The 19,777-nt window shown below is 42.1% G+C and carries 19 protein-coding genes; 14 read left to right on the forward strand and 5 right to left on the reverse strand.

Annotated elements, in window-relative coordinates:
* The first annotated feature begins 92 nt into the window (after nt 1-92).
* The 14 genes from ACXYSN_RS00600 to dtd all read left to right on the forward strand — a co-directional run bounded on the left by ACXYSN_RS00600 (nt 93) and on the right by dtd (nt 15,737).
* Nucleotides 93-431, forward strand: a complete 339-nt coding sequence (locus tag ACXYSN_RS00600; protein ID WP_014713022.1) for a type II toxin-antitoxin system RelE/ParE family toxin — start codon at nt 93-95, stop codon at nt 429-431.
* Complete coding sequence (locus ACXYSN_RS00605; protein WP_458635801.1) at nt 424-1,509, forward strand: HigA family addiction module antitoxin; 1,086 nt, start codon at nt 424-426, stop codon at nt 1,507-1,509. The genes ACXYSN_RS00600 and ACXYSN_RS00605 overlap by 8 nt, the downstream gene beginning before the upstream one ends.
* A gap of 140 nt (nt 1,510-1,649) precedes the next feature.
* Nucleotides 1,650-2,054: a YbgA family protein gene (locus tag ACXYSN_RS00610; protein WP_458635802.1), complete on the forward strand. Its 405-nt coding sequence runs from the start codon at nt 1,650-1,652 to the stop codon at nt 2,052-2,054.
* The gene (locus tag ACXYSN_RS00615) at nt 2,038-2,400 is read left to right on the forward strand and encodes a TIGR02328 family protein (protein ID WP_458635803.1); all 363 of its coding nucleotides are present in this window, start codon (nt 2,038-2,040) and stop codon (nt 2,398-2,400) included. Before ACXYSN_RS00610 ends, ACXYSN_RS00615 begins: the two co-directional genes overlap by 17 nt.
* 243 nt (nt 2,401-2,643) lie before the next feature.
* Nucleotides 2,644-4,893 (forward strand): 5-methyltetrahydropteroyltriglutamate--homocysteine S-methyltransferase, encoded by a 2,250-nt coding sequence (gene metE, locus ACXYSN_RS00620; protein ID WP_458635804.1) that lies wholly within the window; start codon nt 2,644-2,646, stop codon nt 4,891-4,893.
* Between the two features lie 63 nt (nt 4,894-4,956).
* Nucleotides 4,957-5,817 (forward strand): methylenetetrahydrofolate reductase [NAD(P)H], encoded by an 861-nt coding sequence (metF, locus tag ACXYSN_RS00625; RefSeq protein WP_458635805.1) that lies wholly within the window; start codon nt 4,957-4,959, stop codon nt 5,815-5,817.
* A 361-nt stretch (nt 5,818-6,178) separates the two neighbouring features.
* Nucleotides 6,179-8,404, forward strand: a complete 2,226-nt coding sequence (pnp, locus tag ACXYSN_RS00630; RefSeq protein ID WP_458635806.1) for a polyribonucleotide nucleotidyltransferase — start codon at nt 6,179-6,181, stop codon at nt 8,402-8,404.
* Nucleotides 8,405-8,418: 14 nt separating this feature from the next.
* Nucleotides 8,419-9,036 carry a serine O-acetyltransferase gene (gene cysE, locus ACXYSN_RS00635; RefSeq protein WP_314943898.1) on the forward strand — a complete coding sequence of 206 codons (618 nt, stop codon included), beginning with the start codon at nt 8,419-8,421 and terminating at the stop codon, nt 9,034-9,036.
* A 32-nt stretch (nt 9,037-9,068) separates the two neighbouring features.
* Nucleotides 9,069-10,412, forward strand: coding sequence for a cysteine--tRNA ligase (gene cysS / locus ACXYSN_RS00640; protein WP_458635807.1), 1,344 nt, complete (start codon nt 9,069-9,071; stop codon nt 10,410-10,412).
* Nucleotides 10,405-10,791 carry a Mini-ribonuclease 3 gene (locus tag ACXYSN_RS00645; protein WP_004251273.1) on the forward strand — a complete coding sequence of 129 codons (387 nt, stop codon included), beginning with the start codon at nt 10,405-10,407 and terminating at the stop codon, nt 10,789-10,791. The genes cysS and ACXYSN_RS00645 overlap by 8 nt, the downstream gene beginning before the upstream one ends.
* Nucleotides 10,792-10,793: 2 nt before the next feature.
* On the forward strand, nt 10,794-11,663 hold the full coding sequence (locus ACXYSN_RS00650; RefSeq protein WP_458635808.1) for a helix-turn-helix domain-containing protein: 870 nt from the start codon (nt 10,794-10,796) through the stop codon (nt 11,661-11,663).
* A gap of 112 nt (nt 11,664-11,775) precedes the next feature.
* Nucleotides 11,776-12,906 carry an ABC transporter ATP-binding protein gene (locus tag ACXYSN_RS00655; RefSeq protein WP_004251267.1) on the forward strand — a complete coding sequence of 377 codons (1,131 nt, stop codon included), beginning with the start codon at nt 11,776-11,778 and terminating at the stop codon, nt 12,904-12,906.
* 141 nt (nt 12,907-13,047) lie between these two features.
* The gene (locus ACXYSN_RS00660; RefSeq protein ID WP_458635809.1) at nt 13,048-15,264 is read left to right on the forward strand and encodes a RelA/SpoT family protein; all 2,217 of its coding nucleotides are present in this window, start codon (nt 13,048-13,050) and stop codon (nt 15,262-15,264) included.
* 29 nt (nt 15,265-15,293) lie between these two features.
* Nucleotides 15,294-15,737: a D-aminoacyl-tRNA deacylase gene (dtd, locus tag ACXYSN_RS00665; RefSeq protein ID WP_254726913.1), complete on the forward strand. Its 444-nt coding sequence runs from the start codon at nt 15,294-15,296 to the stop codon at nt 15,735-15,737.
* 79 nt (nt 15,738-15,816) lie between these two features.
* Here dtd and ACXYSN_RS00670 read toward each other — a convergent pair whose 3' ends face one another.
* The 5 genes from ACXYSN_RS00670 to ACXYSN_RS00690 form a co-directional block, all read right to left on the reverse strand.
* Nucleotides 15,817-16,467 (reverse strand): metal-dependent transcriptional regulator, encoded by a 651-nt coding sequence (locus ACXYSN_RS00670; protein ID WP_458635810.1) that lies wholly within the window; start codon nt 16,465-16,467, stop codon nt 15,817-15,819.
* A 76-nt stretch (nt 16,468-16,543) separates the two neighbouring features.
* On the reverse strand, nt 16,544-17,038 hold the full coding sequence (tpx, locus tag ACXYSN_RS00675; RefSeq protein ID WP_006149874.1) for a thiol peroxidase: 495 nt from the start codon (nt 17,036-17,038) through the stop codon (nt 16,544-16,546).
* Between the two features lie 117 nt (nt 17,039-17,155).
* Nucleotides 17,156-18,085: a metal ABC transporter substrate-binding lipoprotein gene (locus ACXYSN_RS00680; protein WP_458635811.1), complete on the reverse strand. Its 930-nt coding sequence runs from the start codon at nt 18,083-18,085 to the stop codon at nt 17,156-17,158.
* Between the two features lie 27 nt (nt 18,086-18,112).
* The gene (locus ACXYSN_RS00685) at nt 18,113-18,961 is read right to left on the reverse strand and encodes a metal ABC transporter permease subunit (protein ID WP_458635812.1); all 849 of its coding nucleotides are present in this window, start codon (nt 18,959-18,961) and stop codon (nt 18,113-18,115) included.
* Complete coding sequence (locus ACXYSN_RS00690) at nt 18,958-19,680, reverse strand: metal ABC transporter ATP-binding protein (protein WP_458635813.1); 723 nt, start codon at nt 19,678-19,680, stop codon at nt 18,958-18,960. Before ACXYSN_RS00690 ends, ACXYSN_RS00685 begins: the two co-directional genes overlap by 4 nt.
* Between the last annotated feature and the right edge of the window lie 97 nt (nt 19,681-19,777).

The following is a 19,777-nucleotide window of genomic DNA, read 5'->3' on the forward strand; positions in this document are numbered from 1 at the left end:
CCAGCCAAATCAACTTTTGGCTGGTTTTTATTGTTTAAAGATGGTATAATTAAATTACCTAAAAGGTAATTTAATTCAACGGAAAGGGACATATGAAGCTTATCTATACAAATAAAACTGTTGAAAAGCAGTGCACAGAGCTGAGGCGAGCGAAAAAGGATTTTTCGGACAAGATTGCTGTAAAGTTACATCAGTTGATTAACTTTTTAGAAGCAGCGGATTCTTTAGCCAGTGTGACGGCTTTTCCTAAGTATCACTTTCACCAACTCAAGGGAAAGAGACAGGGACAGTTTGCTTTGGATATAGATGGTCGAAGGAGTTCCTATCGGTTGATTGTAGAATTTCGTGAGGAGGATCTAGAAAAGGTATTTCCTAGTCCTGTTGAAATCGAAATCTTAAAAATAGAGGAGGTCAGCAATCACTATGAGTAAAAAAATTGTTGAATACAAAGACCTGATTGCTTTTCATCCAGGTCAGTATGTTGAAGAGTTGATTGAAGATTATAACGTAACTCAGAAAGAATTTGCGGATCGCTTAGGAGTTTCGGCAAAGACTGTCAGCAAGCTCGTCAATGCTGAGGAGTCCATCAGTAAAGAAACGGCACATAAGCTTGCCAAGCTAAGCGGGGTTTCCATGCAAACTTGGCTCAATCTTCAGAATGCTTATGATGTAAAAGTTGCAGAAATTGTAGAACAAAGAGAGTTAGAAGAAGGTAGCGAGAAAGAAATCTGTGAGATGATTGATTTCAAGTATTTTAAGGAAGAAGGCTACGTGTCAGACAAACGCTATAGCTTGCAAGAAAAGATTGTCGAGCTTCGCAAGATTCTAGGTGTGGCAAGTTTAGAAAATCTTACATCCTTTAATCATCTAGTCAGCTATCGGAATACGCGTGAGTTTACAACTAAAAGCATAGTCAACTCCAATATCATGCTGGAATTGGCATCAAAAAAAGCACGTGATACAACAACTACTAAGCTCAACCGCAAAAAGCTAGAGAGAAGCCTACCTGCTTTGAGAAAGTTGACCAGACAAGACCTAGAAGTCTTTCCTCAACGCTTATATGATATCTTGCTAGATTGCGGTGTTGTCCTAGTCGGTCTACCTGCTTTGCCAAATGCTAATCTGAATGGGGCGACTAAAAAATTCAGTAATGGTAGTGCCTTGCTTTTACTTACGGATAGAAACAAAGTGTCAGACATTTTCTGGTTCTCACTTTTTCATGAGATTGGGCACATTTTGGAGAACGATTTTTCATCTGATGACGGAAATAGTGAATCCTACCGACGTTCTGAGGAACGAGCAGATCAGTTTGCAAAAGATTTCTTGATTAGACCAGAAGATTATCAAGCTTTTGTCAAAAAAGGAAATTTTGATAAGTCGGATATTCTAGATTTTGCAGAGGAAATCGACATTCATCCGAGCGTAGTTTTAGGCAGATTACAAAATGAGGGCATTCTCAGTTTTGACCGTTTCCGAGAACTAAAAGAAAATTATTACTTTGTTTCATGAGTCGCAGGAAGTTTTTAAAAAATGAAAAAGCTTCATACGGCCGGTACTTAGAACATCTTTATTCGCTCATAATTCGCTCATTTTTAAAATATAACTTTGTTTCCGTATTTCCTGGGAACTAGTAGAAAGTTAGGAGATATATGGAAACTAACAACCAACGTGCCCTTTGTCAGCAACTCTGGGCGGAAAATAAATACCTTGTTTTGAGTCATTCTAGCAATATTTACAAGGATATTCGCCAGTATCTCAAGCAAGAAGTGGTGGAGTTGAGTCATGTTCAAGAGATGATTGACTGTGCCTGCCAGATTCCAGAACACAGGGGTCAGGTTTGCAATGCCTTTCAGCATATTTGGGGCTATTTCAAGAAGAAAGCAACGGAGACTGAACGCAAGGATTATATGTTTTTACTGGAGCGTTATCACTCTGGTCATGCCACCAAAGAAGACTTAATTGCTAAGACGAGAGCTTTACTTGAACGTTACCCAAATAGCTATCTTCAAAATTCTACCTTGCTGAAAGGAGACTCCCATGAGACTTTGGCATGAGGCTTTGATTTCACAACTTCCCCGTCCTCAGCTCTTGGGACAACATCGAGAGTGCTGCGCCCTTCGTGGCAATGGCTGGGGCAAAAAGCATGCGACGGTTGACTATGTATTTGCCCACTCGCCTTATCATCTCTATGCCTATCATCGTTTGATCATGGAGGAGATGGCTGACCGTGGCTACAATGTCAGTCCAGAGTGGCTGGACAAGAACTACCGTGGGAAAACCTGCCCTCCTTATGAAAATTTAACAGAGGAGAAGCTGAAAAGTCCGATCTATAGCGAACACGACTCTGCCTACTATGAGGAGTGCCTGGCTAATCTCCGAGAGAAGGGGATAGACCTATAGTCTTTTCTAATAGCAAGCCATAGTCAGCTTTCAGATTACTGGAATTTTACAATAAATGTAGCATCCTTAAAAGGCTATCAATCCATACCTATCAAAGGATTTGGGGAATTTTCTCCAAATCTTTTTTTATGCTTTAAAAAGAGATATAGTTTCAAACTATATCAAAGCCTAATTTTTTACAATTATACAGACGCTTTCTTTTCTGTTAAGATAGTTTCAACAACAATTTTTGGAGGACAAAACATGTCAACTACAATTATCGGTTTCCCTCGTTTGGGTGAATTCCGCGAATTAAAATTTACAACTGAAAAATACTTTAGAAAAGAAATCTCAGAAGAAGAACTCTTGGCTGCGGCTAAAGAATTGCGTGCAAAACACTGGAACATCGTCAAAGAAAAAGGGATCACTGAAATCCCATCAAATGACTTTTCACACTATGACAACTTCCTTGATGCTGCTTTCCTTTTCAACGTAGTTCCTGCATCTGTTCAAAACTTGGACTTGTCAGACCTTGAACGCTACTTTGCTTTGGGACGTGGTTACCAAGGAGAAAAAGGGGATGTTCGTGCCCTTCCAATGAAGAAATGGTTCAACACCAACTACCACTACATCGTTCCTAAATTTGAAAAAGACACTCAAGTAAAATTGGCTGGTCACAAAATCTTTGATGAGTTCCAAGAAGCTAAAGAACTTGGACTTAACACTCGTCCTGTCCTTGTCGGTCCATTCACGTTCCTTCAATTGTCAGACTTTGAAGAAGGCGTGAAAGCAGAAGACTTCGTAGATAGCTTAGTAGCTGCTTACCAAGATGTTTTTGCGAAATTGGCTGAGCTTGGTGCAACTCGTATCCAACTCGATGAAGCTGCTCTTGTCAAAGACTTGACAGAAGAAGAAAAAGCCCTATTCTTGAACATCTACAACAAACTCTTGGCTGATAAAAAAGGCCTTGAAGTCTTGCTTCAAACTTACTTCGGTGACGTTCGTGACGTCTACGCTGACCTTGTGAAATTGCCAGTAGATGCGATCGGTCTTGACTTCGTTGAAGGTAAGAAAACTCTTGAACTTGTTAAAGGTGGCTTCCCAGCTGACAAGACTCTTTATGCAGGTATTGTCAATGGTAAGAACATCTGGCGCAACAACTACGAAAAGAGCTTGGCTGTTCTTGAGCAAATCCCAGCTGAAAACATCGTATTGACTAGCTCATGCTCACTTCTTCATGTACCATTTACAACAGCTAACGAAGACTTTGAACCAGCTATCTTGAACCACTTTGCATTTGCAGTTGAAAAATTGGATGAAATCCGTGACTTGGATGCTATCCGCAACGGTCAAGGTGCAGAAGCTCTTGCAGCAAACAAAGAACTCTTTGCAACTGAACGTGTTGGTGAAAATGCGGAACTTCGTGCACGTATCGCTGGATTGACCGACGCAGACTACACTCGTTTGCCAGCCTTTGCAGAACGTGAAGCTATCCAAGAAAAAGCTTTCAAACTTCCAGCTCTTCCAACAACAACAATCGGTTCATTCCCTCAAACTAAGGAAGTTCGTGCGAAACGTTTGGCCTTCCGTAAGGGTGAATTGTCACAAGAAGAATACGATGCCTTCCTTGCTGAGACTATCGACGAATGGATCAAATGGCAAGAAGAAGTTGGATTTGATGTGCTTGTACACGGTGAATTCGAGCGTAACGACATGGTTGAGTACTTCGGTCAAAACTTGTCAGGTTACCTCTTCTCTAAGAACGGTTGGGTACAATCATACGGTATGCGTGGGGTTAAACCACCAATCATCTGGGGTGATGTGACTCGTCTCAACCCTATCACTGTGAAATGGTCTAGCTACGCACAAAGCTGTACGGACAAACCTGTTAAAGGTATGTTGACTGGACCTGTTACAATCCTTAACTGGTCATTCCCACGTGAAGACATCTCTATCAAGGATTCTACTCTTCAAATCGCTCTTGCAATCAAGGATGAAGTTCTTGACCTTGAAGCTGCAGGCGTGAAAATCATCCAAATCGACGAGGCTGCTCTTCGTGAGAAATTGCCACTTCGTCGTAGCGACTGGTACGAAGATTACCTTGACTGGGCTATTCCAGCCTTCCGTTTGGTACACTCAACAGTAGCGCCAGACACACAAATCCACACTCACATGTGTTACTCAGAATTTACAGATATCATCCCAGCTATCGACAACATGGATGCAGACGTTATCTCATTTGAAGCTAGCCGTTCAAACCTTGAAATCTTGGACGAACTCAAAGCGAAAAACTTCCAGACAGAAGTGGGTCCTGGAGTATACGATATCCACTCACCTCGTGTGCCTAATGAAGGCGAAATCGACCACACCATCGAAGCCATCCTTGCTAAAGTACCAAGCAAGAAAGTTTGGATCAACCCTGACTGTGGTTTGAAAACACGTGGTATTCCAGAAACGAAAGAAAGCTTGATCCGCCTTGTAGAAGCTGCCAAAGCTGCGCGCGAGAAATTGTAAGAAAAGACAGTTCTCCCTACACGGTTGATCAGTAAAAAAATCAACTAGAAAAGGTTCATAAATATGTCACGTCAAACACCGTCCCTCTCATTTGAAGTTTTCCCTCCAAACCCAGCAGTAGGCAATGACAAAATTATTGCAGCCCTGAAAGACATGCAGGGCTTGGCACCACACTTCATCAGTGTAACTGCCAGCAATAATAAATTTAATATCAAAGAGACGACGGTTCGTTTGGCAGACTATATCCAAAATGACTTGGAGATTCCGACCATTGCTCACTTGCCAGCTATCTATCTAACTAAGGATAAGGTGGCTGAGACCATTGCAGATTTGGATAAGGTTGGGGTTCAGAAAATCTTGGCTTTGCGTGGAGATATTATTCCAGATGTTGAACCACAAAAGGATTTTCGTTACGCCACAGACTTGATTGAGTTTATCAATGAACAGGCACCGCACTTTGAAATTATTGGTGCTTGTTATCCAGAAGGACACCCTGATTCGCCAAACCAAATCTCAGATATTCAAAATCTCAAGAAAAAAGTAGATGCAGGCTGTTCAAGTCTTGTCACTCAGCTTTTCTTTGACAATGAGCGTTTCTACGATTTCCAAGACAAATGTACCTTGGCTGGGATTGATGTTCCTATTCATGCTGGAATTATGCCAATCCTGAATCGTAACCAAGCTCTTCGTCTCTTGGAGACTTGTGAGAACATCCATCTTCCACGTAAGTTTAAGGCAATCTTGGACAAGTATGAGAATGACCCTGAGTCACTTAGAGCAGCAGGACTTGCCTATGCCGTGGACCAAATCGTGGACTTGGTAACGCAAGACGTAGCAGGGGTACATCTCTACACTATGAACAATGCAGACACTGCTCAGTACATCCACCAAGCAACCCATGCCTTGTTCAATCACCAATCTTAAAATATTAAAAAGCAAACCATTCTTCTTTTCATAGAGGAATGGTTCCTTTTTGATAGAAAAGACCGTACTTTTTAAGAAAAATATGATAAAATAGACTCTGTACGTACTTGATACAAAGATGAGGGTATAAACGATATTTAAGCAGTCTTAATCTTATGTCAAAGAGATGTAAGTTAAAGAATCAGATCTAAAATAATTTCAGAGTTGAACACGGGCTAAATCCCTAGTGAAAAAGATAGATTTCCTGGTGTGCATCGCACACTGCGTTAATCTCCTATTTTCATACGGGATTCTTGACGCCCTTTGTATCCTGATTTTTGTAGGCAAGGCGTATAATATTATCAATCCAAAGGGGATTACAATGACAAAACAAGTGTTTCAAACGACTTTTGCGGGTCGTGAGTTGATCGTAGAGACTGGTCAGGTTGCTAAGCAAGCAAATGGCTCTGTTGTCGTGCGTTATGGTGAGTCAACTGTCTTGACTGCTGCCGTTATGTCTAAGAAGATGGCAACTGGGGATTTCTTCCCACTTCAAGTCAACTACGAAGAAAAAATGTATGCGGCTGGGAAATTTCCTGGTGGCTTTATGAAACGTGAAGGACGTCCTTCGACAGATGCGACCTTGACAGCGCGTTTGATTGACCGTCCAATCCGTCCAATGTTTGCGGAAGGTTTCCGTAATGAAGTGCAAGTCATCAACACTGTGCTTTCTTATGATGAAAATGCATCTGCACCAATGGCAGCAATGTTTGGTTCATCATTGGCCTTGTCTATCTCAGACATTCCGTTTGACGGCCCAATCGCTGGGGTACAAGTGGGCTATGTTGATGGAGAAATCGTCATCAACCCAACTCAAGAACAAGCAGAGCAATCTCTTCTTGAATTGACAGTAGCTGGTACCAAGCACGCTATCAACATGGTAGAGTCTGGTGCCAAAGAATTGTCAGAAGAAATCATGTTGGAAGCTCTTCTCAAAGGACACGAAGCTGTTAAAGAATTGATTGCCTTCCAAGAAGAAATCGTTGCGGCAGTCGGAAAAGAAAAAGCAGAAGTAGAATTGCTTCATGTAGATGCTGACTTGCAAGCTGAAATCATCGCAGCCTACAACAGCGACCTTCAAAAAGCGGTCCAAGTAGAAGAAAAATTAGCGCGTGAAGCTGCAACTCAAGCAGTGAAAGACCAAGTTACAGCAGTTTACGAAGAAAAATATGCAGACCACGAAGAATTTGACCGTATCATGCGTGATGTGGCTGAAATCTTGGAACAAATGGAACACGCAGAAGTGCGCCGTTTGATCACAGAAGACAAGGTTCGTCCTGACGGCCGTAAGGTCGATGAAATCCGTCCTTTGGATGCGGTTGTTGACTTCCTTCCTCGCGTACACGGTTCAGGTCTCTTCACTCGTGGACAAACTCAGGCTCTTTCTATCTTGACTTTGGCACCAATGGGTGAAACTCAAATCATCGATGGTTTGGATCCAGAGTACAAGAAACGCTTTATGCACCACTATAACTTCCCACAATACTCTGTAGGGGAAACTGGACGTTACGGTGCGCCTGGTCGTCGTGAAATTGGTCACGGTGCTCTTGGTGAGCGTGCCCTTGCTCAAGTATTGCCAAGCTTGGAAGAATTCCCATATGCGATCCGTTTGGTAGCAGAAGTATTGGAATCAAACGGTTCTTCATCTCAAGCATCTATCTGTGCGGGAACACTTGCCCTTATGGCTGGTGGTGTGCCAATCAAGGCTCCAGTAGCAGGGATTGCCATGGGTCTTATCTCAGATGGAAACAACTACACAGTATTGACAGATATCCAAGGTTTGGAAGACCACTTTGGAGACATGGACTTCAAGGTTGCAGGTACTCGCGACGGGATTACAGCCCTTCAAATGGATATCAAGATCCAAGGGATCACTGCAGAAATCTTGACGGAGGCTCTTGCCCAAGCCAAGAAAGCTCGTTTTGAAATCCTTGACGTGATTGAAGCAACCATTCCAGAAGTTCGTCCAGAATTGGCTCCAACTGCACCGAAAATTGATACTATCAAGATTGATGTGGACAAGATCAAGATTGTTATCGGTAAGGGTGGAGAAACCATCGATAAGATCATCGCTGAAACAGGCGTTAAGATTGATATCGACGAAGAAGGAAACGTGTCTATCTACTCTAGTGACCAAGCAGCCATTAACCGCGCTAAAGAAATCATTGCTGATTTGGTTCGTGAAGCTAAAGTGGATGAAGTCTACCATGCCAAAGTTGTTCGTATTGAGAAATTCGGTGCCTTTGTCAACCTCTTTGACAAGACTGATGCCCTCGTTCACATCTCTGAAATGGCTTGGACTCGTACTAATAATGTAGAAGATTTAGTTCAAATTGGTGATTTTGTAGATGTGAAGGTTATTAAGATCGATGAAAAAGGTCGTGTAGATGCTTCTATGAAGGCACTCTTGCCACGTCCGCCAAAACCTGAACGTTCAGAAGAAAAAGGGGATAAAGGTCATCGCCATGGCGATCGTCCTCGTCACCACCACAAGGACCACAAACCTAAGAAAGAAGAAACTACAGAAACACCAAAAGACTCAGAATAAGAAAGGAGAAATGTATGGGATGGTGGCGTGAAACCATTGATATCGTAAAAGAAAATGATCCAGCGGCTCGCACCACTTTGGAGGTTCTTTTGACCTATCCTGGTGTGAAAGCCTTGGCTGCCCACCGTCTCTCTCATTTTCTCTGGAAACATGGCTTTAAGCTTTTAGCTCGTATGCACAGCCAGTTTTGGCGTTTTTGGACTCAGATTGAGATTCACCCTGGAGCTCAAATCGAATCAGGTGTCTTCATTGACCATGGAGCAGGACTTGTGATTGGGGAGACAGCTATCGTTGAAAAAGGTGTTCTCCTTTATCATGGGGTAACCCTTGGTGGGACAGGTAAGGATAGTGGCAAACGCCATCCGACCGTTCGAAAGGGAGCTCTCATATCGGCTCATGCCCAAGTTATCGGACCTGTAGAGATTGGTGAAAATGCCAAGGTCGGTGCTGCAGCAGTTGTCGTGGCAGACGTACCAAGTGACGTGACGGTTGTCGGAATTCCAGCCAAGATTGTCCGAGTGCATGGGCAAAAGGATGAACCAACGATTCATGAAGTTGAAGGAAAACGTGAATACTACGTCAATAAACTCGAGCAAGCGAGAGAAGCCAGCCACAGGTCGTCTGGTTTATAAGCTTATTGAAAGACACAGAAAGGAGTCAGTGAGTGATTAAAATCTATGACACCATGTCTCGTGATTTGCGAGAATTTGTCCCAATTGAGGACGGTAAGGTCAAGATGTATGTCTGTGGGCCAACTGTATACAACTACATCCACGTTGGGAATGCCCGTTCAACAGTAGCTTTCGATACTATTCGTCGCTATTTTGAATATCGTGGTTACGAAGTGGCCTACATTTCCAATTTCACGGATGTGGATGACAAGATTATCAATCGTGCCAAGGAAGAAGGTATCACACCTCAGGAAGTAGCGGATAAGTATATCGCTGCCTTTCGTGAAGATGTGACGGCTTTGGGTGTGAAGCCTGCGACTCGTCATCCACGTGTTGTAGAGTTTATGGCTGACATCATCCGCTTTGTAGAAGACTTGATTGAAAAGGGCTATGCCTATGAGAGTCAAGGGGATGTCTATTTCCGTGTAGAAAAATCCCACAACTATGCTAAGTTGGCCAATAAAACCTTGGAAGACTTGGAGCTAGGAGCTTCAGGTCGTACAGATGAGGAAACGGCTCGCAAGGAAAATCCGGTCGACTTTGCCCTCTGGAAAGCTGCCAAACCAGGTGAGATTTCTTGGGATAGCCCATGGGGACCAGGTCGCCCAGGCTGGCACATCGAGTGTTCAGTCATGTCAACTGAGATTTTAGGAGATACCATCGATATTCACGGTGGTGGTGCTGACCTTGAGTTTCCACACCACACCAACGAAATTGCTCAGTCAGAAGCTAAAACAGGTAAGACCTTCGCCAACTACTGGATGCACAATGGCTTTGTCAATATCGATAATGTCAAGATGTCTAAGTCTTTGGGGAACTTCATTACGGTACACGATGCCCTCAAAACGATCGATGGTCAAGTGCTTCGTTTCTTCTTTGCGACTCAGCACTACCGTAAGCCTATCAACTTTACGGAAAAAGCAGTGCGTGATGCCGAGACTAATCTCAAGTATCTAAAGAACACCTATGAACAACCATTTACTGGAACTGTAGATGCTCAAGAGTTACAAGCTTTTAAAGATAAGTTTGTTGCTGCTATGGATGAGGATTTCAATACAGCTAATGGAATCACAGTTGTCTTTGAGATGGCTAAATGGATCAACTCAGGTAACTATGATGCAACTGTGAAGGAAGCTTTTGCAGCTATGTTAGAAGTCTTTGGAGTAGTCTTTGTCGAAGAAGTTTTGGATGAGGAGATTGAAGCCTTGATTCAAAAACGTCAAGAAGCGCGTGCCAATCGTGACTTTGCGACAGCGGACCAAATCCGTGATCAGCTAGCTGCACAAGGGATTAAACTACTGGATACCAAGGATGGAGTGAGGTGGACTCGTGATTGATGTCAATCTCATTAACGGGATTGCGCTAGCCTTTGAAGGAGATGCGGTTTATTCGATGTATATTCGTCGCCATCTCATTCTTAAAGGGATGACCAAACCCAATAAACTCCACCAAGAGGCAACCAAGTATGTATCGGCCAAGGCTCAGGCCCGCTTGATTTCCCTTATGTTAGAAGAAGAAGTTCTAACGGAAAAGGAAGAAGAAATCTATAAACGGGGTCGCAATACCAATAGTCATACCAAGGCCAAGAACGCAGATGTAGTGACCTACCGCATGTCGACTGGCTTTGAAGCGGTCATGGGTTATCTTCATATGACCGAAAATGTGGAGCGCCTCGAAACCTTGATTTCTTGGTGCATCCAAAAAGTGGAGGGCTAGGTATGATTTCAAAAGAATTACTAGATTGGTTTCCACAAGCTCAGATTGTAGACCAACCAGTCGATAAGAAAGGCTGTCTGACGCTTCCTTTGTCTTCTCAACAGTGGATTTTACTTGAGGAAGCTGGACTAAGTGAACGCGAGAAACAGTTGGTGGCTCTTTTAACGCAGCAGGAACAAACCATCTCTCAAAATCCCTGGTATAGTTATTTGATAGAGGGCAAGGGACAAGCCCCGCAAAGCTTTAAGAAGCTACAAGTTGTCTATTGTCACCTTTCTTATTACCAACAGGAAAACTTAACTTCTTGGTTGGATATGATGAAAACCCTCTTTCCGAATTGTGAAACAGTGCTTCAGGTTGGAGCCCAAGATTATCTTTTTGTTCTCCAACAAGACAAATATACTTCTGTTCGCTCAATCTTAACAGATACCTTGGAAGCAGTAGAGTATGACTTTGGGGTTCGTCTGTCTATCATGTTGGGACAGGTTTGGTCGCAAACAGGAAATCAAAGTTTGATAGACTTAATCAAAGCAGAACGTGACTTGTTTAAAAACTGGTGGCGACAAGGACATCAAGGATTCCATACTTTTTCTCAGCTCTACCTTTGGAGTCTAGGTGAACAAATGGTGGATCTCGGAATCATAAAAGACTATCTACACCAAATGATTTTGGATCAGGATCAGATTCAGGAAATCATTCTCTCACTATGGGAAAACAGTGCAGTCCTGACTAAAACAGCCCAGCAACTCTATTTGCACCGCAATTCCCTCCAATACAAGATTGATAAATGGGAAGAATTGACAGGGCTACAGTTGAAAGAATTGACAGATTTGACCTTGTGTTATCAATTGATTTTACCAGATATTATTTAAAGTTTTGTGCAAGTTGCACAGAACTTTTTTATTTTTTTGGTCACCTTGCCATAGAAATGTAAAGCGTTTTCATCTATAATAAAACTATCAAAAATTAAAGGAGTTCACCGAAATGGTAGAATTAAATCTTAAAAATATTTACAAAAAATATCCTAACAGCGAGCACTATTCAGTTGAAGACTTCAACTTGGACATCAAAGACAAAGAATTTATCGTTTTCGTAGGACCTTCAGGATGTGGTAAATCAACTACTCTCCGTATGATTGCAGGTCTTGAAGATATCACAGAAGGTACTGCATCTATCGATGGCGTTGTTGTCAATGACGTAGCTCCAAAAGACCGTGACATCGCCATGGTATTCCAAAACTACGCTCTTTACCCACACATGACTGTGTACGATAACATGGCTTTCGGTTTGAAATTGCGTAAATACAGCAAAGAAGACATCGACAAACGTGTACAAGAAGCAGCAGAAATCCTTGGATTGAAAGAATTCTTGGATCGTAAACCAGCTGACCTTTCAGGTGGTCAACGTCAACGTGTTGCCATGGGTCGTGCGATCGTCCGTGATGCAAAAGTATTCTTGATGGACGAACCTTTGTCAAACTTGGATGCAAAACTTCGTGTATCTATGCGTGCTGAAATCGCTAAAATCCACCGTCGTATCGGAGCTACAACTATCTACGTAACTCACGACCAAACAGAAGCGATGACACTTGCAGACCGTATCGTTATCATGTCAGCAACTAAAAACCCTGCTGGTACTGGTACTATCGGACGTGTTGAACAAATCGGTACTCCTCAAGAAGTTTACAAAAACCCAGTTAACAAATTCGTAGCAGGATTCATCGGAAGCCCAGCTATGAACTTCATCAACGTAAAATTGATCGGTGACCACATCGTTGGTGACGCCTTTAACTTGAAAGTTCCAGAAGGTGCTTTGAAAGTTCTTCGCGATAAAGGTTACGAAGGTAAAGAATTGATCTTCGGTATCCGTCCAGAAGACGTGAACGCAGAACCTGCTTTCCTTGAAACATTCCCAGAATCAGTTGTGAAAGCAACTATCTCTGTATCAGAATTGCTTGGTTCAGAATCTCACCTATACTGCCAAGTTGGTAAAGATGAATTCGTTGCTAAGGTTGACGCACGTGACTACTTGCAAGCTGGTGCAACTGTGGAACTTGGATTTGACTTGAACAAAGCTCACTTCTTTGACGTAGAAACTGAAAAGACAGTTTACTAAGATAGATTTGAATCAATCAACACTACTAGAGTTTTTCTAGTAGTGTTTTTTAGACTTCAGCAAAGTCTTATGGAATAGGCTTTTCTAGTTTTCTTATTGATCAAAAAGTGTTAAAATGGTAGGAAGAACTGGAGAGTATGCATGCCAAAAGAAGTAATTTATTCTGGCGATGAAGTCGTCGCTTTAACGCAAAAATATTTATCGAAAGAAGATGTGGCTTTTGTACATAAGGCCTTGGTTTACGCTGTAGAATGCCATAGTGGGCAGTATCGTAAATCAGGCGAGCCTTACATTATCCACCCTATTCAGGTAGCAGGTATTTTAGCCAAGCTCAAGCTAGATGCTGTCACTGTTGCTTGTGGTTTTTTGCATGACGTGGTAGAAGACACAGATGCTACTTTGGATGACTTAGAGCGTGAGTTTGGACATGATGTTCGAGTGATTGTAGACGGTGTTACCAAACTTGGTAAGGTCGAGTATAAATCTTTTGAAGAGCAATTGGCCGAGAACCACCGCAAGATGCTCATGGCCATGTCAGAGGATATCCGCGTTATCTTGGTAAAACTCTCTGACCGCCTGCACAATATGCGCACCCTCAAGCATCTTCGTAAAGACAAGCAGGAGCGTATTTCCAGAGAAACCATGGAAATCTATGCACCACTTGCTCACCGTTTGGGGATTTCAAGCGTGAAGTGGGAACTGGAAGATCTCTCTTTCCGCTATCTCAATCCAACTGAATTTTACAAGATTAGTCACATGATGAAGGAAAAACGTCAAGAACGTGAAGCCTTGGTCGATGAAGTTGTGACAAAGCTTGAGGAATATTCATCTGAGCGCCACCTTACAGGAAAAATCTATGGCCGTCCAAAGCATATCTACTCTATCTATCGCAAGATGCAGGACAAGAAAAAACGCTTTGAGGAAATCTATGACCTGATTGCCATTCGCTGTATCTTAGACACTCAGAGTGATGTTTACGCCATGTTGGGTTACGTTCATGAACTATGGAAACCAATGCCAGGCCGTTTCAAGGATTATATTGCCAATCGTAAGGCCAATGGTTACCAGTCTATCCATACGACTGTTTATGGACCAAAAGGGCCGATTGAGTTCCAGATTCGTACTAAGGAGATGCACGAGGTTGCCGAGTACGGGGTTGCGGCTCACTGGGCTTACAAAAAAGGAATCAAAGGTCAGGTTAATAGTAAGGAATCTGCTATCGGGATGAACTGGATCAAGGAGATGATGGAGCTCCAAGACCAGGCAGATGATGCCAAGGAATTTGTAGATACTGTCAAAGAAAACTATTTGGCTGAGGAGATTTATGTCTTTACTCCAGATGGAGCAGTTCGCTCACTTCCAAAAGATTCAGGTCCGATTGACTTTGCCTATGAGATTCATACCAAGATCGGGGAAAAAGCAACTGGTGCCAAGGTTAATGGCCGTATGGTTCCGTTGACGACTAAGTTAAAAACGGGTGACCAGGTTGAAATCATCACCAATCCAAATTCATTTGGACCAAGCCGTGACTGGCTCAACTTGGTTAAAACCAGCAAGGCCCGTAATAAAATTCGTCAGTTCTTTAAAAACCAAGATAAAGAATTGTCTATCAATAAAGGTCGTGAAATGCTGATTAGTCAGCTCCAAGAAAATGGCTATGTGGCTAATAAATTCATGGACAAGCGCCACATGGATGAAGTCCTTCAAAAAACCAGCTACAAGACAGAAGAAGCCCTTTTTGCAGCCATTGGTTTTGGAGAAATCGGAGCCATTACCGTCTTTAACCGTTTGACGGAAAAAGAACGTCGTGAAGAAGAGCGTGCCAAGGCTAAGGCAGAAGCAGAAGAACTGGTCAAGGGTGGCGAAGTAAAAGTAGAGAACAAGGATACGCTTAAGGTGAAGCATGAGGGTGGAGTTGTCATCCAAGGTGCTTCTGGGCTCTTGGTCCGGATTGCTAAATGTTGTAACCCTGTTCCAGGTGATGATATCGTTGGTTATATTACCAAAGGTCGTGGTGTTGCCATCCATCGTGTGGACTGTATGAACCTTCGTTCACAGGAAAACTATGAGCAGCGTCTACTAGATGTCGAATGGGAAGACCAATTCTCAAGCAAGGAATATATGGCTCATATCGACATCTATGGACTCAACCGTTCTGGCCTTTTGAATGATATCTTGCAAGTCCTATCCAATACAACTAAGAATATCTCGTCAGTTAATGCCCAACCAACCAAGGATATGAAATTTGCTAATATCCATGTATCCTTTGGGATTTCTAACCTTTCAATGTTGACAACTGTGGTTGATAAGATTAAGAGTGTACCAGAAGTCTATTCAGTCAAACGTACCAACGGCTAAATTGGTTGAGATAGTCAGAAAGGATTTCTATGAGAATTATCGTTCAACGCGTCAAGGAAGCTCAGGTTTCTATTGATGGGCGAATTCATGGTCAGATCAAACAGGGGCTCCTGCTCTTAGTGGGTGTTGGACCTGAAGACCAGCAAGAAGATTTGGATTATGCAGTTAGAAAACTTGTCAATATGCGGATTTTCTCAGATGCCGAAGGCAAGATGAACCTATCTGTCAAGGATATCCAAGGAGAAATTCTCTCCATCTCACAATTCACTCTGTTTGCCGATACCAAAAAAGGCAATCGTCCAGCCTTTACAGGTGCAGCCAAACCGGATATGGCTGAGGCCTTCTATCAAGAATTTAACCAAAAGCTAGCCAAGGAAGTTCCTGTTGAGACGGGAGTTTTTGGAGCAGATATGCAGGTGGGACTGGTCAATGATGGCCCAGTCACCATTATCCTAGATACTAAAAATAGATAAGAAAAACCAAGCGCACAAGCTTGGTTTTTTTGTTCATCTATAAAATCCCTAAAAGACAAAGCTTCTAGAGATAAGGGGGTCAGTTCATTTTTTCAACATAGAGTTGCTTAGCGATTTCGAGGCTGACTTGAAGTTCTTCGTGGTTATGAATCAGAGTAAAAGTATTACTGAAGCCATCGAACTGCTTGACTTGGAGTTGGTCACCAATATGGATGCCATGTTTTTCCAAATATTGAAGAAGTTCAAAGCTGTCATGAACTCTTGTCAGAAGGTAGGTTCCTGCTTCTTTGATATTAGAAAGTGGTAGGTTATTGATCTCAACCAGAAGTTCACCCTTGGCTGGAATAGTACCACCATGAGGACAGGTCTTTGGAAAACCTAACATACTTTCCAATCTCTCCACAAAAAGGTCTGATACAGTATGTTCTAGAACTTCAGCTTCTTCGTGAATTTGGTCACTGGTATAGTCTAGATGGTGGACCAGGAAAACCTCAATCAGACGATGTTTACGATAAAGCTCTGATACAAGTGTTAGACCAATATCGGTTAGCAAGTATCCTTTTTTCTTGTCTTTTAAGATGAGATTTTCAGACTGCATGCGCTTGATCATTTCGGTTACCGCTGGAGGAGATACCTGCATTCGAGCAGCAATTTCCTTATTGGTAATCTTAGGAACATCCATGCCAATCTCATAAATACATTTTAAGTAGTCTTCTTTATTTGGTGTCATTCGCATTTCCTTGTCTATTATCTCCATCTAGTATACCAAAAAAAGCTAGATTTCTCTAGCTTACTGCCTTGTTACTTTAGTTAAGAGACTTAGCTGCTTCGATGGCTGCTTCAAAGTTTGGTTCGCTGTTGATATTATCCACGTACTCTACATAGCGTATGATATTGTCAGTATCGAGGACAAAGACTGCGCGTGCAAGCAGATGCCATTCATTTATTAAGAGGGCATAATCGCGTCCAAAGGAGTGGTCGAAGTAGTCTGAAAGCATAATAGCATTTTCAATTCCTTCTGCCCCACACCAACGTTTTTGAGCGAATGGAAGATCCATAGAAACAGTGAGGACAACAGTGTTTTCTAAGCTGGCCAATTCTTGGTTAAAGCGACGAGTCTGAAGTGAGCAGATGCCGGTGTCAATAGAAGGAATGACACTCAAAATCTTTTTCTTACCATCAAAGTCAGCCAGTGATTTTTTAGAAAGGTCAGTTGTTGTTAGAGAGAAGTCAAGAGCCTTGTCTCCTACTTGTAGTTGTTTTCCTGTAAAAGTTACAGGATTTCCAAGGAATGTAGTCATAAGCTACTCCAATCTTTTTTCTTTCATTTTACATTGAAACGTCAGATTTTCCCAATAATTTGACCGGAATTTGAATCAAAAAACGCCAATTCAAGGAGAATGACGTTTTTTAAATTTTTATTTTGCCAATCCTTCAGCAATCTTTTCAAGGTTGTATTTCATCATGTTGTAGTAGCTGTCGCCTTCTTTACCTTCTTCAGCGATTGAGTCCGTAAAGATTTGAGCATAGATTGGGATGTTTGTGTCTTTAGAAACAGTCTTCATTGGACGATCATCGACACTGGATTCAACAAATAGTGATGGAACCTTCATTTGGCGAAGTTTTTCAACCAAGGTCTTGATTTGGTCAGGTGTTCCTTCTTCTTCAGTATTGATTTCCCAGATGTAAGCACTTGGGACACCGTAAGCTTTAGAGAAGTATTTGAAGCATCCTTCGCTGGTTACGATGAGTTTCTTGTCAGCATCAATAGCGTTAAATTTTTCTTTGGCTTCCTTGTCAAGCTTGTCTAGTTTTTCAGTGTATTCTTTGAGATTCTTTTCGTAGAATTCCTTGTTGTTAGGGTCTTTAGCGATGAGTTGCTTAGCAATGTTTTGCGCATAAATAATCCCGTTTTCAAGGTTGAGCCAAGCATGTGGGTCTTCTTTCCCTTTTTCATTTTGGCCTTCTAGGTAGATGACATCAACGCCTTCACTGACAGCAAAGTAGTCCTTGTTTTCAGTTTTCTTAGCATTCTCAACCAATTTTGTAAACCAGGCATTTCCACCTGTTTCAAGGTTGATGCCGTTGTAGAAGATTAAGTCAGCTTGCGAAGTTTTCTTAACGTCTTCAGGAAGAGGTTCGTACTCGTGTGGATCTTGTCCAACAGGCACGATACTATGAAGATCAATCTTATCTCCAGCGATATTTTTAGTGATATCAGCGATAATTGAGTTTGTAGCAACGACTTTTAATTTTTGTCCAGAAGCTGCATCTTTCTTTCCAGTAGAACATGCTACAAGAGCAATGACAGAAAGGCAAAGAACCAGCAATGCACCTAATTTTTTCATTAGATTCCTCCAGAGGGGATTCCCTCGTTATTGTTTGATTTTTTTATTTTTCAGCTTCAGATAGCGTTGTTTTGGTGCGATAAAGAAACTGATGAGAAAGAAACTGGCAGATGTCAGCACGATACTTGAACCTGCAGCCAAGTTAAAGCTATAACCGATAAAAAGTCCCAAGACAGAAGCTAAAGCTCCCAAGCCTGATGAAAGAAAAATCATGCTCTTAAGACTATTGGCGTAGAGATAAGCTGTCGCAGCTGGAGTAATGAGCATGGCTACGATAAGGATGGTTCCAACACTTTGCATGGCAGTCACTGACACCAGGGTCAAGAGTACCATGAGTAGATAGTGGTAGAAATTAACTGGCATACCCATAGCCTTGGCTAGTAGTTCATCAAAGGATGTAATCAAGAGTTGTTTGAAGAAAATCCCGATAATCAAGAGAATGAGAGCTCCCACACCGATGGTAATATACATGTCCAAGTCTTGCACAGCTAGGATATTCCCAAAGAGGATATGAAAGAGGTCAGTCGAGCTTTTAGCCACGCTAATCAGGATGATACCCAGAGCCAAGAAAGATGAAAATGTAATCCCAATGGCAGTGTCACTCTTGATGATAGAGTTCCCCTTGATGTAGGTGATGATAACAGAGGCAAGTAGTCCAAAGATAATAGCCCCGATAAAGAAGTCAATTCCTAAAATAAAAGAAAGAGCGACCCCTGGTAAGACGGCATGAGAGATGGCATCTCCCATAAGAGACATGCCACGTAAGATGATAAAACATCCGACAGCCCCAGCCACAATCCCGATAACAACTGCTGTAATCAAGGCATTTTGTAGGAAGTGAAAATTCTGCAATCCATCGATAAATTCTGAAATCATAGGTCACCTCCATTGAAAAAGAGTCGATCACCATAAGCTTGTTTGAGATTGGCTTGGGTGAAGCTTTCTTTGGTTGGACCAAAGGCAATGACTTCCTTATTGAGAAGAAGCACTTGGTCAAAATAATGGGGAACCTTACCGAGATCGTGGTGGACGATAAGGACCGTCTTGCCAGCCTTTTTAAGATCTCTCAGCGTGTTCATGATAATTTCTTCACTGACTGAGTCAATCCCAACAAAGGGCTCGTCTAAGAGAATATAGTCAGCCTCTTGAACTAGACAGCGGGCAATTAAAACACGCTGGAATTGTCCTCCAGATAGTTGACTAATCTGACGATCTGCATAGTCAGAAAGACCTACGATTTCGAGCGCTTCAGCTACCTTTTTCCAGTGGTTTGCTTTTAAAGTGTGAAAGAGTGGGATGGATGGGTAGAGTCCCAGAGAGACACATTCTTTTACCTTGATAGGAAAGTTGTAGTCGATATGAATTTTTTGCTCGACATAGGCAACTTTCTTAAGAGATTTGTTCATTTCTTTATCGTCGATAAAAGCATGTCCTTCATGTGGGATAATGCCCAGCATACTTTTTAATAAGGTTGATTTTCCAGCGCCGTTTGGACCAATAATCCCGGTAATCGTTGGTCCTTGGAGCACTAGTGAAATATCCTTTAGTGCCAAAGTTTCTTTGTAGGAGACACTGAGGTTTTCGATACGTATCATACAGTTGTATTCCTCCTTATTTTAATATACCTTAATTTTATTTTTAAGTCAAGTTAATTTTGGTAAAAATTAAAATATTAATAATGAAATCAAATAG

Source organism: Streptococcus sp. V869 (assembly GCF_054353515.1).